Annotated in this window: 13 protein-coding genes, 1 other RNA gene and 1 pseudogene; 6 read left to right on the top strand and 9 right to left on the bottom strand. The window is 39.5% G+C overall.

Translation table 11 applies throughout. From position 1 onward, the window contains the following. Window positions 1-203 precede the first annotated feature (203 nt). Window positions 204-647 carry a hypothetical protein gene (locus tag FTU80_RS03970; protein WP_180004630.1) on the top strand — a complete coding sequence of 148 codons (444 nt, stop codon included), beginning with the start codon at window positions 204-206 and terminating at the stop codon, window positions 645-647. A 90-nt stretch (window positions 648-737) separates the two neighbouring features. On the opposite strand, the gene FTU80_RS03965 is transcribed toward FTU80_RS03970, so the two are convergent. Together FTU80_RS03965 and FTU80_RS03960 are read right to left on the bottom strand one after the other, a co-directional pair. Continuing rightward, window positions 738-1,481, bottom strand: coding sequence for a histidine phosphatase family protein (locus FTU80_RS03965; RefSeq protein WP_078188709.1), 744 nt, complete (start codon window positions 1,479-1,481; stop codon window positions 738-740). A 69-nt stretch (window positions 1,482-1,550) separates the two neighbouring features. After that, a complete protein-coding gene (locus tag FTU80_RS03960; RefSeq protein ID WP_180084307.1) occupies window positions 1,551-2,402 on the bottom strand; it encodes a 3'(2'),5'-bisphosphate nucleotidase CysQ in 852 nt (283 codons plus the stop codon). A 13-nt stretch (window positions 2,403-2,415) separates the two neighbouring features. Here FTU80_RS03960 and FTU80_RS03955 point away from each other — a divergent pair, with 13 nt between their 5' ends. The 4 genes from FTU80_RS03955 (at window position 2,416) to FTU80_RS03940 (ending at window position 5,465) form a co-directional block, all read left to right on the top strand. Next, window positions 2,416-3,117, top strand: coding sequence for an HAD-IA family hydrolase (locus FTU80_RS03955; protein WP_180084306.1), 702 nt, complete (start codon window positions 2,416-2,418; stop codon window positions 3,115-3,117). Beyond that, window positions 3,110-3,550: an RNA-binding S4 domain-containing protein gene (locus FTU80_RS03950; RefSeq protein WP_180007773.1), complete on the top strand. Its 441-nt coding sequence runs from the start codon at window positions 3,110-3,112 to the stop codon at window positions 3,548-3,550. Before FTU80_RS03955 ends, FTU80_RS03950 begins: the two co-directional genes overlap by 8 nt. A gap of 146 nt (window positions 3,551-3,696) precedes the next feature. Further along, window positions 3,697-4,740 (top strand): recombinase RecA, encoded by a 1,044-nt coding sequence (gene recA / locus FTU80_RS03945; protein ID WP_078193524.1) that lies wholly within the window; start codon window positions 3,697-3,699, stop codon window positions 4,738-4,740. 80 nt (window positions 4,741-4,820) lie between these two features. Continuing rightward, entirely contained in the window at window positions 4,821-5,465 is a 645-nt protein-coding gene (locus tag FTU80_RS03940) for a regulatory protein RecX (RefSeq protein WP_180084305.1), read from the top strand. 107 nt (window positions 5,466-5,572) lie between these two features. Here FTU80_RS03940 and ffs read toward each other — a convergent pair. After that, window positions 5,573-5,669: signal recognition particle sRNA small type (gene ffs / locus FTU80_RS03935), an RNA gene on the bottom strand. 291 nt (window positions 5,670-5,960) lie between these two features. On the opposite strand from ffs, the pseudogene FTU80_RS03930 reads away from it, so the two are divergent. After that, window positions 5,961-6,822 (top strand): annotated as a pseudogene (locus tag FTU80_RS03930) (YbgF trimerization domain-containing protein). Window positions 6,823-6,881: 59 nt separating this feature from the next. Here FTU80_RS03930 and lpxA read toward each other — a convergent pair. From lpxA to rseP, 6 genes are all read right to left on the bottom strand, one after another. Beyond that, a complete protein-coding gene (gene lpxA, locus FTU80_RS03925) occupies window positions 6,882-7,670 on the bottom strand; it encodes an acyl-ACP--UDP-N-acetylglucosamine O-acyltransferase (RefSeq protein WP_180023806.1) in 789 nt (262 codons plus the stop codon). Continuing rightward, window positions 7,667-8,152, bottom strand: coding sequence for a 3-hydroxyacyl-ACP dehydratase FabZ (gene fabZ, locus FTU80_RS03920; protein ID WP_171263789.1), 486 nt, complete (start codon window positions 8,150-8,152; stop codon window positions 7,667-7,669). The genes lpxA and fabZ overlap by 4 nt, the downstream gene beginning before the upstream one ends. 5 nt (window positions 8,153-8,157) lie before the next feature. Beyond that, window positions 8,158-9,228 (bottom strand): UDP-3-O-(3-hydroxymyristoyl)glucosamine N-acyltransferase, encoded by a 1,071-nt coding sequence (gene lpxD / locus FTU80_RS03915; RefSeq protein WP_180084304.1) that lies wholly within the window; start codon window positions 9,226-9,228, stop codon window positions 8,158-8,160. A gap of 3 nt (window positions 9,229-9,231) precedes the next feature. Further along, window positions 9,232-9,732 (bottom strand): OmpH family outer membrane protein, encoded by a 501-nt coding sequence (locus FTU80_RS03910; protein WP_180084303.1) that lies wholly within the window; start codon window positions 9,730-9,732, stop codon window positions 9,232-9,234. Window positions 9,733-9,773: 41 nt separating this feature from the next. Beyond that, window positions 9,774-12,236: an outer membrane protein assembly factor BamA gene (gene bamA / locus FTU80_RS03905; RefSeq protein ID WP_373423558.1), complete on the bottom strand. Its 2,463-nt coding sequence runs from the start codon at window positions 12,234-12,236 to the stop codon at window positions 9,774-9,776. A gap of 85 nt (window positions 12,237-12,321) precedes the next feature. Continuing rightward, window positions 12,322-13,677 carry an RIP metalloprotease RseP gene (gene rseP, locus FTU80_RS03900; protein ID WP_180084302.1) on the bottom strand — a complete coding sequence of 452 codons (1,356 nt, stop codon included), beginning with the start codon at window positions 13,675-13,677 and terminating at the stop codon, window positions 12,322-12,324.

The following is a 13,677-nucleotide window of genomic DNA, read 5'->3' as shown; positions in this document are numbered from 1 at the left end:
GTGACAGGTACTTCACTTATCAACTAAAATTAAGGTGTAGTCCTTTAAATACAATCGTATATTCCCGACAAAAATTGTCAGGATATTTTTAGAAACTTTGTAAATAAAAATTTTTAGAAATGGTTTAATCCCATATATTTTTTATGGTATTTTAATTTTCATCCTAGGCAGCCATTGCTGTACAAATGAAAAGAGGGATAAAAATGTCGATTAACCAATTTTTGCCATCATTAGAAAAATTTGCAGAAGCAGAAAATCAATATATTGAATATTTTACATCGAAAGGTGAAAAAGACATTTTAGGTAAAGTCATTTCAAATATGAAATCAACCGCTGAGATTCAAGCCTCTCAAGGCGTAGACTCATGGTTAGCATATGGCGTGTATTTACCGGCTGTAGAACGCATCTTTGCGCTGCATCAAGGGGAAACGGAAGCTGCATTTTTTGAACGCACACAATATCCAGTTGAACTCGTGCAAGCGTATAGCATTAAAGATCATGACATTGCCACATTGATTGCCGCAGACAAATACAGTCGAATCCACCAACAACATCTCCCTGTCAATACTAGCCGCTGGCCTTATAGTGACGACGGTTCAAGTATTGATTTAAATCAGTATCCTGCACGAATTAAAGCCAATATTTAATCTTTTATTTAATGAAATATTGAAGCAGATAAAAAAGGCATCCATTTATAGGATGCCTTTTTTAAATTTTTTTATTATTAGCAAAATTTCTTAAAGTTGCTGTTCAGCTTGCTGAAATTCACGAATATTTAATTCATTTAGTTCACCACGCCAAATCCATTTCAGTTTAGATTCAAGGAATACATCTCCTTCAAACCAAACAAATAAACCTTCCATCATTTTCGGCCAGTCTTCGCGTGTCACGATATTTTTACCTGAAATAATGGCAAGAATTGCAGCCAAAATCGTGTCATGACTCACCGCTAGACTCAGCCCATAATCATTGGTTGGATGAGTGTTGTAAATCAACTCCAATACATCTACCACCCCATGAATGGGCTGTTTCATACCCGGCAAAGCATTATTCACAAAACTATTGATAAAGCCCAAAGCGCCTTGCTTTTGAAAATATGGTCCTGCTTTTTTAATATCGAGCACAAAACTCCCCGGCTCGACCAATAATCCTTGTTCAATGATCTCGATATGGTGGGTATTCGGTTCAATCGTGACGTTATCCGCACCTTGAATCATCAATGCCGCCGTATCCACACAGCGTTGAATTGGACTCGAAATACAGTGCTGAATGACACGATCGGTATTTTCAACCAAATAGCTGCCCCACGCTTCGGCTAAATCACGTCCTTGATGGGTCAGTTGCAAGTCATAACCGGCCAAGCCTTGTCCTTGTACAACTTCACGAATGGAATGACGTGTAAACAATGTTACAGGCGTCTTTTCATCCGGCAATAAGTCTATTGCTTTCAGCATACTAGGAGGGAGCAAATCTAGGGCCATAATTGACAGTTCTTAAATGCAGGAGATTTAACGGAGTGTGCTGACACTATAGCATGAACCCGATTTAGCTCAAGTTTTGTCAGGCATGTTTGCCAAAGCATTTAAGGCCAATTCTTTCATTTCGGCATTTTTAAATGCAATAAATCCACCATTTAATAAAGTCTTGCGCTGGTTATATAAAAATGCGCGACCTTTAAAATCAACCAATCCACCACCAATACGCTCGATTAAACATTGTCCAGCACTGGTATCCCATTCACAGGTAGGATGAAAACGCGGGTAAATATCCACTCGATCTTCTAACATCATACAAAACTTATATGCACTACCAGCATGGTAGGCCTGATAAGGAGTGAGTTTTTCTAAAGCGTCTAGATAGTCCGTATAAATCGGTTTATTTTTAGCACTCTGACTCAAGCCAACATGTACGACATTCTCTTCAGAGGTTTCAACATATTCATACCATGCAGTTGACTGGCTATCATATTTCAACGGCAGTCCCGCAAAGGGGCAAATATATACGCTATATTCCCCCGGGATCGCCAATATGGCAAAGGTGGTATTGGCGCCATCAACCAAACTCAAATTAATGGTAAATTCAGGTCTTTTATGTAAAAACTCTTTGGTACCATCCAAAGGATCAAGCAGCCAAAATCTTTGCCATTGCATACGCTCTGACTTATCACCTTCTTCTGACAATACAGGCAAGTTAGAAACTACGGATAAAGCTTGGGTAATATAGCTATTTGCACGATAGTCAGCTTGCGTTACAGGTGAATCATCACTTTTACGTTCCACATCAAAATCTGCACCTGAGCAATAACGCTGATATTCTTCTCGCAAAATTTCGCAAGCTTGTGTCACAATGGGAACCAACTGCAAAATCAGTGGGTCTTGCGGTGCTGTTGTTGTTTTAAACATAGAATACCTTTATATGCCAAATTACTCAGAAAAGCCGACGATCATCTTTGATATGGACGGTACTTTACTCGATCTTGCTTATGATGATTTTATCTGGAATGAGCTGCTGCCAATTCGCTATGCTGAACAGCATCAGTGCTCACTCGAACAAAGCAAGCAAACGCTATTTAGTTTTTATCAACAACATAATCATACCCTAAAATGGTACTCCTCTCGCTTTTGGACATCACAAGTTGGTGTTGATGTTTTGGCAATGCAAATAGAACAAAAAGCCAAAGTGGCTAAACGCGAAGGCTGCATTGAGCTACTCACCTATCTGAAAGAAAATGGCTATCCTATTTGGCTTGCGACCAATGCCGACTATGCAGGCTTACAATTCAAACTTGAAGAAACCGGTCTTCGTGATTTTTTCGATGTTATCGTCAGTTCAGAGACTCTCGGTCATGCCAAAGAGTTTATTGAGTTTTGGCAAATATTAGCAAGCAAACATCTCTTCGATGCAAAAAACTGTTATTTCATTGATGACACAGAAAAAGTGCTCAATGGTGCAAAACTTTTTGGGATTGAACAGCTCTATTCGATTCAGCAACCTTCATCTGCCAAAGCGCCTCGCGAGACTTGCAATTACCCAATGCTGTCCGCATTAACAGATTTAATCCCTATTTTAGAAGCTCAAACGACTGAGCAAGCCGAGGAACAGAAAAAATATGCGTAAATCAAATCTATCCGAAGATGCGGTTGGTATGCGTATAGACAAATGGTTGTGGGCTGCACGTTTTTTTAAAACACGCTCTATTGCCAAAAATGCTATTGAAGGCGGTAAAGTTCATCATAATGGCGAACGCGTTAAAGTCTCTCGTGAAGTTCGTGTAGGCATGGAATTAACCATTGCACAAGGCCTTGAGAAAAAAACCGTGGTGGTGAAAGCACTGTCGGATGTTCGTGGGCCTGCCCCAACCGCTCAGCTGCTTTATGATGAAACTGAGGTCAGTATTGCAAAACGGGAATTGCTCGCATCACAAAGAAAATTGCATAATCTAGCTCGGCCAGATCATCGACCAAGTAAAAAAGATCGTCGAGATATTGGTAAATTTAAAAGAGAAAATGATCAACAGTTTGACCAGCAATGGTCTTATAATGATGATTAAGTTAAAAGCGTCACAACATGTCGCACCTGTTGTGATTTTCATAGAACAAAAGGATGATTTCTGTCACTATACCCTCGTGGAACAGATTTAAACTGAATACATCCACTTGAGTATATTGTTTCGTGACATCGTATTGAGGTTGTAAGATGGATGATAATAAAAGCAAGGCGTTAAATGCGGCCTTAAGCCAAATTGAAAAGCAGTTTGGTAAAAACACCGTTATGCGTCTTGGTGATAACACCGTACAGGCAGTTGAAGCTGTCTCTACAGGTTCTTTAACATTAGATATCGCACTAGGTATTGGTGGTTTGCCTAAAGGTCGTATCGTAGAAATCTACGGTCCTGAATCTTCTGGTAAAACGACTATGACATTACAAGCTATTGCACAATGTCAGAAAGCTGGCGGTACTTGTGCATTCATCGATGCTGAACATGCATTAGACCCTCAATACGCACGTAAACTTGGCGTAGATATTGATAACTTACTTGTTTCACAGCCAGACAATGGTGAACAAGCACTTGAAATTGCAGACATGCTGGTACGTTCAGGTGCCATTGACCTGATCGTTGTCGACTCGGTCGCTGCACTGACCCCTCGCGCCGAAATTGAAGGCGAAATGGGTGACTCACACATGGGCTTACAAGCTCGTCTGATGAGCCAAGCACTGCGTAAAATTACCGGTAATGCGAAACGTTCTAACTGTATGGTGATCTTCATTAACCAAATTCGTATGAAGATTGGTGTAATGTTTGGTAGCCCAGAAACCACAACTGGTGGTAATGCACTTAAATTCTATGCATCTGTACGTTTAGATATCCGCCGTATTGGTCAAGTGAAAGAAGGCGACGAAATCATTGGTTCAGAAACCAAAGTGAAAGTTGTGAAAAACAAAATGGCTCCTCCATTCCGTGAAGCGATTTTCCAAATTCTTTATGGTAAAGGCGTGAACCATTTAGGTGAGCTTGTTGACCTCGCAGTACAACAAGAAATTGTTCAAAAAGCAGGTGCTTGGTATTCATACCAAGGTGACAAGATTGGGCAAGGTAAAAACAATACCATTCGCCACTTAGAAGAACACCCTGAACTTGTGCAAACTATCGAAAAACTGATTCGTGAACAACTTCTGACTACGGGTACAGCACCTGTAGAAGACAAAGACGAAGAAGAACCAGACTTTTTAGATGCTTAATTACAGCATACTTTAATAGCACACGAAACGCCCTACGGGGCGTTTTGTTTTGCACTCAAAATTTGTATTAAAATGACCCCATGACTAAAGACCATTTTCCACTCTTGCTTGATTATGAAGCACTGAAACAACAGTTTGCAGAAGCTGAAGAAACTACCTGCGTAAATCATGCTGCACAAACTGACATTTCACATGACAATACTTCGGTGATCGATCACACTGCGTTGCATTTTGACACCAATGGTAAAGATGTTCATGCTGAAAAAAAACCAGGACTGCGCGGCTCTCGTCTACGCTCGTACGCTTTTGCAGTACTCACACGTAAAGAATACTCAAAAGCGGATTTAATCGAGAAATTAGCACTGTATGCGGATAGCCGTGAAGAAGTCATAGACTTGGTGGAAGAACTCGCGCGTGAGAACTATCAAAGCGATCAGCGTGTAGCAGAGATGGTGCTATCGAGTCAAAAACGTAAAGGTAAAGGCCCTAATCGTATAAAGCTCGCGTTAAAAAATAAAAAAGTAGACAGTGAATTAATTCAGGATGAATTAAAAGAAACAGATTGGGTCACTGAAGCCTACCAGCTCAAGATAAAAAAATTTGGCAAAGCTGTTGAACGTGATCCAAAACAAAAAGCCAAACAAATACGTTTTTTGCAATATCGAGGCTTTGATCTCGATACGATTTTTAAAGTGATTGCACGTAAAGAATTTGATGACGAATAAAAAAAATATAGATCTAAATGAAGAATTAATAAAACTAAAATAAAGAATAATATAGGATTGAAAAAATGAGAGGACGTTTAATTTATTATTATTGAAACTGGTGGCAACCCTACCAGCAAGACTTCGGCACATCATATTTCTACTACCGTTGCTACCTTCCGGTCCTGGCGGGGTTTGTAGAGTACAATTGCGAAGTAACCGGCAGGGCTACCATTGCAAGAACAGAGTATAGAGATTTTTAATAAACATGCAAGCCTAAAACCAAGAATTCCTGAGTAGAAAACACTGTTTGATTATTTATAAATCAATATGATGGTCGATGATGTAGAAAACGTGAAACTTCATCACTATATTTTTACTTTAATACACAACAAGATTGTAAAAGCTTATTGCAATTCAGATCTTTGGCGTTTTTAATGTGGTTATCGTTTTATCTAAAGCTGTCTGTAATAAAACTATTCTATACGGACATGCTTGTAACTACATGGAATTTTTATGATGTTTAAACAGCATGTATTGTGTGCCCTTACATTGACTTGCTCAGGTGCATTATTTGCAAATATTCCAATTGAATCTCGTGGTTTGAGTGGCGCTAATAATGGTACTGTGTATACAGCAAATAATACGGCCATTCAAACAGGTGCTGGCTCTACCTCTATTCCAACCAATTTGAATTGGCAGCTTATGCAGAAGAACCAACAGCTTGAAAATGAATTGCGTAGCTTACGCGGTAAAATGGAAGAGCAAGACAATATTATCGAACAATTAAAAAGTGAACTTACAAACCGCTATGCAGATTTAGATCAACGTTTAGAACTACTCCAACAAAAAGTAGATCCAAGTGGAGACACAGAGGCCGCGGAGGATAACCAACAAGGTACTGCACCCAGTAACAGCTAATACAGCGCCTACACCTATTAAACAACCTACGACCCAAGCAACATTAAGCTCATCTGCAAACCAACCTGTAAATGCAGGTGGTGACTCACTTGAGCTCGAGAAAGCGGCATATACCGTTGCTTTAGATGCATACAAACAAGGTGGTGCGAAAAAAGCCATTGCACCGATGAAAAACTTTATTAAGAATAATCCTAACAGTGTCTATATTAGCAATGCATATTTTTGGCTAGCTGAGTTCAACCTTGCTGTTGAACCGACCAACTACGCGGAAGCGAAAAAGAACTATAGTATCGTGGTAGATCAATACCCTGAATCGACCCGCGCGCCTAGAGCGTTATATCAACTGTATAGCATTGCAAAAGATGTCGATCGAAATAGCAATTTAGCAACGCAGCTCAAAACCAAGCTCACCCAAAAGTATCCAAAATCTGAAGAAGCAGGCTTTGTTAAAAAATAGAACTATTTTTTAATGCAAAAAAAGACACCTTATAAGGTGTCTTTTTTTATTCGCAGCATTTAGCGCACAATACCGCGCTTAGACTGCTCAAGTGAGTCAATCAACAATTGCGCTTCTGCCACTTCAGGCAAAATTTCAATGCGAATACGCTCAATCGCTTCATTCGTCGTTAAACCATCTTTATAGATCAATTTAAAAGATTCACGTAAACCTTGAATCACATTTTTAGACCAACCTTTACGACGCATTCCTTCAATGTTCATTGCAAAAGCATGGGCTGGATTACCAGATACCATGACATAAGCAGGTACATCTTTCAAAATAAGCGATGCACCACCAATCATACTGTATGAATCAATTTTACAGAATTGATGAATACCAGAGTTACCACCTACGATGACGTAATCACCAATGTGGACATGACCTGCAACGCCGACGTTATTAGCAAAAATATTATGATCACCTACTACACAGTCATGTGCAATATGTGTATTCACCATCAATAAATTGTGACTACCAACTTTAGTTAGACCCTGATCTTGAACAGTACCACGATGTAAACTACAGTGTTCACGAATCGAGTTATAATCACCGATTTCTAACCACGTTTCTTCACCAGCATATTTCAAGTCTTGGCAAACTTCACCAACACTGGCAAATTGAAAAATTTCGTTATGTTGACCAATACGGGTATAACCACCCACCACAACATGTGAATGCAGTTTAGTGCCCGCTCCAATTGTGACTTTAGGACCAATAATACAATATGGTCCAATTTGCACATCCGGAGCAATTACTGCTGATGAGTCAATAATGGCGGTAGGATGAATTAATTCGTTATTGCTCATGCTGTCTCTGTTTTCTGATGCGAAACCATAATTTCCGCGGTTGCTGCGACTACGCCATCTACAGTGGCAACACAATTATATTTGTAAATGCCACGCTTTTGCATCACTAATTCCGATTTTAATACAAGTTGATCGCCTGCAACGACTTGTTTTTTAAATCGAACCTTCTCTGCACCAGCAAATAAGAACAGCGAACCCGCTGAAGGTTTCTCATTATTCATAATGAAACCTAAAATACCCGATACTTGCGCCAATGCTTCAACAATCAGCACACCCGGCATAATTGGGTATTCAGGGAAATGGCCTTGTAAAAATTCTTCATTAATCGTTACATTTTTATAGCCTACAATCCCGTTGTCAGTCACTTCAACAACACGATCAACCAATAAAAACGGATAACGATGTGGCAAATATTCACGAATAGTCTGAATAGTCATTGGTAATTCAGGTTTTGTGAAAGCTGGGGTATTCGACTCTGTCATCATAATTATTTACGCAATTTAAATGTTGATTCAAGGGACTCAATTTGAGACTGCATATGATCAAGTCGTTTGACCAATTGGGTCAATGGCACATCTGCTAATTGTTTAAAGCGGATTGCTGCCTTTTTCCAAGAACCACTTTCAAGCATTGGCGTACCTGAAGAATAACTACCAGCAACGGAAATACTTTTTGTGACCATTGACATACCAGTAATTGTCACATTATCTGCAATATTAATGTGACCTACGATACCAACAGCCCCTGCTAGCACACAATTTTTGCCAATAGTTGTACTACCTGCAATGCCACATTTCGCAGCCATTGCTGTATTTGCACCAACTTTGACGTTATGCGCGATTTGCACAAGGTTATCAATAATGACACCATCTTCCAAAATTGTGTCATCTAAAGCACCACGGTCGATACTACAATTTGAACCAATACGCACATCATTCCCTATACGTACAGAACCTAATTGAGCAATACGATGCCATTTCCCTTGATAAGGTGCAAAACCAAATCCTTCACCACCGACCACCGTATTTGCATGGATACGTACACGATCACCTAACTTGGCTTCACCAGTAATCGTCACATGCGAATCGATAAAACAATCTTTACCAATTTCAACACCATGATCAATCTTCACTTGTGATTCAATGCGCGTTCCTTCACCCACCACACTATTCGCACCAATCACCACATAATGCCCAATATAAGCAGTATCAGAAATGATTGCTGAAGGATGAATTTGAGCAGTACTTTCAATTCCTATTTCTACAGATTTTTTTTCAAAAACATGCGTTAGAATAGCGAAAGCCAGATACGGATTGGGTACAACAATGAAGTTTTGCTGTGAAGGGATTTGTGACTGCATGTCTGCAGTCACAATCAGCGCACCAGCCTGAGACTGTTGAGCTTCATTCAGATATTTATCTGCGTTTAAAAATGCAAGCTGATGCGGTTGAGCACTCTCCAAACTTGCCATTCCACTGAATTGCAAGTCTAGCTGACCAATACATTGACCTTGAACAAGTTGAGCAAGCTTTTCTAAACTGAATTTTTGAGAATTCATTGATTATTTAATTGCATTAACCTTTTGAATCATTTTATCAGTTAAATCAAACTTAGGGTCATACGCAAGTGCTGAATTTTTATTCAAAACAACATCTAACTTATTTTCTGTGCGCAATTGTTCTGCAACTTGCTTGATTCGAGTATCCATCGTGCGATTTAAGGACTGGATATTACCTTGAACCGAAGCTTGAAGTTTTTGCTGTAAATCAGTCAGCTCTTTGAGTTTAGTTTGATACTGTTGACCCATTTGCTGCTTTTGCGCAGCAGTCAACTTATCACCACCTTGCTGAGCTTTCTGTTGCATTGCTTCCAGCTCTTTAGCCAGTGATTCAATTTTAGTGGTTTGTGGTTTCAACTGCTGTTGAATTTGAGCATTTTGTTGTTTTAGATAAGTGCTTTGATCAACCACCTTTTCTAAATCAACCACACCGTAACCTGCTGCATGTACCACTGCAGAACATGACATACCCAATACTGCCAAACCAGCAAATAATTTATTCATCTTATCAACCTGTAATTTTGTTATTCCTCGAAGGGTCGTACTTAGAACGTACGACCAATCTCGAATTGAATTTCTTTTGTTTCATCGCCAGCTTTGTCATTCAGCGGGAATGCATAACTCAGTGAAATTGGGCCAATCATCGTGATCCAAGTAAAGCCTGCACCAACGCTATAACGCATGTTATTCATATCAAAGCCGTAGTTATCTTTACAGTATTGACGGTCTTCACTAGATTTAGGAACGTCACATTGGGTGTCAAATACTTGTGCGCCTTCAGCAAACAATACTGGACGAACTTGACGCGCCCAATCGCCTTTAAATGGCACAGGTAAAGCCAATTCAGTACCAAATTGAATTAAAGCATTACCACCAACTTCTTCTGGATCGTAGTCAACCTGATTTTGCGCATCATAATACACACCAGGATATTTCGGCCCTAGAGTACTGTTGTCATAGCCACGTACCGAACCAAAACCACCTGCATAGAAGTTTTTATAGAATGGTAAATCATTACCATAGCCTAACTTACCGTAACCACGTAACACAAAGTCTTTACCTAGTGGGAAATAAGCTTGTGCGTCGTAAGTAATTTTTTGATATTCAACATCACTGCCCGGTAATGCAATTTCGGCATTGACGCGGTGTGACATACCCGATGTAGGGAATACCGGGCGATTCAAGGTGTTGTACGACCAACCTAAGTTAAGGTTATAAGTTAAGAAATCACCTTTAAATTCATTATCATAAGTAATTTCTTCAACAGCACATTTATAACCAATTATTTCGTTTTTATCATTATAAACAGGTACAGTATTTTGAGACTCACCATTAGCATCTTTTGGGCAGTAAGAACCTTTCCCTGTAGCTTTACCACCGTTAGCAAGTAAGTAGTCACGGACATACGTAGATACATATGGGCCTGTAGTTACATCAGTTTGATCAATATTCAAACCCATACTGATACTTTGGTTTTCATCGATCGGATAACCAAAGTTGATACCACCACCAAAACTATCAGTGACGTAGTTGTTAACGTTATAGTCGTTATCTAACTTGGTTTTACGGTAGTACAAGTTATAACCACGGCGTACACCATCAATAGTGAAGTATGGGTCAGTTACACTGAGGTTGTAATAATCTTGAGTCTCTGAACGAGACAAATCGATAGAAACTGCATTACCTGTACCCAAGAAGTTGGTTTGACTCAAACCTGCTTGGAAAGTTACACCGCCACTTTGTGAGAAACCAACAGCTAAAGTACTTGTCCCCGAATGCTGCTCTTCAACATTTACATTTAAATCAATTTGATCTGGGGTACCCGGAATACGTGCAGGCTTAACATCAACGGTTTTAAAGAAACCAGTACGTTCTAAACGCACTTTAGACAAATCAATTTTTTCGTTACTTGCTAATGCGCCTTCCATTTGACGCATTTCACGACGTAGAACTTCATCAGCTGTTTTCGAGTTACCTGTGAAATTAATACGGCGAACAGTGACTTGCTGACCCGGATTCACATAGTAATTTAAATCAACCAATTTTGTGTCTTTATTGATTTCAGGAACAATGTTCACTTCTGCAAAGTAGTAACCTGCATTACCATATTTACGAAGTAAAAGCTGTTTCACACCATTCACTTTTTCTTGTGAATATAAATCGCCATCTTTATAGAGTTTTAAAGCGTTTAAATCAGTTTGCGTATAAAGCGTATCACCTAAGAAATGGGTTTCACCAAACTTAAATTGTTCACCTTCATCCACCGAAACTTCGATAAAGACGTGTTTTTTATCTTCACTCAAATTTAGACTTGAATTGGTAATGTTGAAGTTGATGTAACCTTTGTTGAGATACATCGCACGTAACGCTTCTAAACTCGCAGCCATTTTTTCACGTGCATAGCGGTCATTACGAGAAATGATCGAGTTCCAACCACTTTCTTTTAATGCAAAAATTTGTTTAATTTCGCTTTCTTTAAAGACTGTATTACCAATGATATTGATATCAAATACTTTGGCAGATTGGCCTTCTTCAAACTCAATTAAGACATTGACACGGTTATTCGGTTGAGCGGTTGTAATCACTTTGACATCAGCATCGTAGCGACCTTGCTGCATGTACTGTTGTTCTAATTCAGTTTCAACCGTTTGCAAAGATGATTTCTTTAAAACTTCACCTTCGGACAGACCCATTTTCTTTAAGCCTTCTTCCAAGGCTTCTTTAGGAATAAGTTTATTGCCTTTTAGCTCAACTTTAGAAATTACTGGGCGTTCGACCACTGTATATACAAGGGTATTACCGACTTGTGAAGACTTCACATCATCAAACAAACCCGACGCAAACATGCTACGAATTGAGTTTGAAATGATTTGATCATTGACACGATCACCAGCGGAGAATGGGATCATTCCGGCTACATTGTCAGGAGTTAAACGCACTAAGCCATCAACACGAATATCTTGTACTACAAAATCATCTGCTGCATATACTTGTTGTGCTACGGCCATAGCACTAACCAGTGCCAATGGCATAAATAAATGTTTGTGCTGCATGCCAGTCTTTTCCGCTGTTAATTTATTTCGTATAACGTTCTTATAAACGCATAATGTCATTGAATAGAGCCAGTAGCATCATGCTACCCAGCAATACCATACCAATTTTTAATCCAACCAATTGTATTTGTTCAGAAACAGGTTTACCACGAATTAATTCAATAAAATAGTAAATTAAATGACCGCCATCGAGCATAGGAATCGGTAGTAAATTTAAAATACCCAAACTTACACTCATCAGTGCCATAAATGAAATGAAGGTTTGCCACCCCATCTCAGCACTTTGTCCAGCCACTTTCGCAATAGTAATCGGACCAGATAAATTATCTAAACCAACCAAACCACGCACCATTTTTACAATAGAATTCAGGATCATACTAGAGATCTGACCTGTTTTTTCTACGGCTTTGCCCATCGCCTCTACAGGCGTGTATTGAATGGTTTGTTTGTATTCGGCTGGAATATTGACTTTACCCGGATCACTTTGTACACCTAAAAGCCCTGTGACTTTACCCATTTGGTCACGCTTACCTTGCGGCATCACGTTTAAATGCACAATTTTATTTTGTCGTAAAACATCAATTTTAAGTAACTTTTCTGGAGAAGCTTGTACAACTTGTACAACATCAAACCAGTCTTTCATTTTTACGCCATCGATCGAAACAATTCGATCACCCACTTGCATCCCTTGGCGAATCGCTGCACCATCTTCACTGAGTTTTGAAACCACTGCAGGAATTTCAGGACGATATGGCGTAAAACCAAGAACATCGAGTGGTGACTGAGTTTGATCGCGTAAGAAACTCTGTATCGGTAAACTGAAGTTTTGAATTTGCCCTGCACGTTCAGCTTGAATTTGAATATTGCCGGTCTCACCCACACGATCAACCAAGGCATAATTCAAGCGCTCCCAAGTAGATACTTGAGTACCATCTACGGCAGTAATTTTATCACCAGTCTGCATTTGCGCAGCTGCTGCAGGCGTATTTGGTAAAATTTTACCTACGCGCGTATTCAGCTGTTCCTGAGCTGGTAAAAATAAAATCCAAAACAACACTACTGCAAAAGCCAAGTTAATGAGTGGCCCTGCCGCAACAATTGCAATACGCTTCCAAGGGTGTTGTCGGTTAAATGCTTTTGGTAAGTCTTCTGCTGCGACATCACCTTCTCGTTCATCCAACATTTTGACATAACCACCCAGTGGTAATGCAGACAGTTGATATTGAATACCCGACTTCTTTGACGTCCACTTGAGCAGTGTTGGGCCAAAACCAATCGAATAAACCAAAACCTTTACGCCCAGTTTACGTGCAACAAAATAGTGCCCAAATTCATGAATCGCTATCAACGGTCCAAGTAGCAATATTGCTGCAATAATCATAAACAAGGCATTCAT

This window comes from Acinetobacter sp. YH12145 (genome assembly GCF_013418335.1).
GTDB lineage: Bacteria > Pseudomonadota > Gammaproteobacteria > Pseudomonadales > Moraxellaceae > Acinetobacter > Acinetobacter amyesii.
The sequence above is the reverse complement of the archived record's forward strand: the minus strand, read 5'-3'. Positions and strand labels throughout refer to the sequence as shown.

Bases quoted from the DNA above. Each gene is read 5' to 3' on its own strand.
- FTU80_RS03955 (WP_180084306.1), top strand. From the start codon at position 2,416: ATGCCAAATTACTCAGAAAAGCCGACGATCATCTTTGATATGGACGGT.
- FTU80_RS03965 (WP_078188709.1), bottom strand. From the start codon at position 1,481: ATGGCCCTAGATTTGCTCCCTCCTAGTATGCTGAAAGCAATAGACTTA.
- lpxD (WP_180084304.1), bottom strand. From the start codon at position 9,228: ATGAATTCTCAAAAATTCAGTTTAGAAAAGCTTGCTCAACTTGTTCAA.
- FTU80_RS03970 (WP_180004630.1), top strand. From the start codon at position 204: ATGTCGATTAACCAATTTTTGCCATCATTAGAAAAATTTGCAGAAGCA.
- bamA (WP_373423558.1), bottom strand. From the start codon at position 12,236: ATGGCCGTAGCACAACAAGTATATGCAGCAGATGATTTTGTAGTACAA.
- FTU80_RS03910 (WP_180084303.1), bottom strand. From the start codon at position 9,732: ATGAATAAATTATTTGCTGGTTTGGCAGTATTGGGTATGTCATGTTCT.
- lpxA (WP_180023806.1), bottom strand. From the start codon at position 7,670: ATGAGCAATAACGAATTAATTCATCCTACCGCCATTATTGACTCATCA.
- FTU80_RS03940 (WP_180084305.1), top strand. From the start codon at position 4,821: ATGACTAAAGACCATTTTCCACTCTTGCTTGATTATGAAGCACTGAAA.
- rseP (WP_180084302.1), bottom strand. From the start codon at position 13,677: ATGAATGCCTTGTTTATGATTATTGCAGCAATATTGCTACTTGGACCG.
- recA (WP_078193524.1), top strand. From the start codon at position 3,697: ATGGATGATAATAAAAGCAAGGCGTTAAATGCGGCCTTAAGCCAAATT.
- FTU80_RS03960 (WP_180084307.1), bottom strand. From the start codon at position 2,402: ATGTTTAAAACAACAACAGCACCGCAAGACCCACTGATTTTGCAGTTG.
- FTU80_RS03950 (WP_180007773.1), top strand. From the start codon at position 3,110: ATGCGTAAATCAAATCTATCCGAAGATGCGGTTGGTATGCGTATAGAC.
- fabZ (WP_171263789.1), bottom strand. From the start codon at position 8,152: ATGACAGAGTCGAATACCCCAGCTTTCACAAAACCTGAATTACCAATG.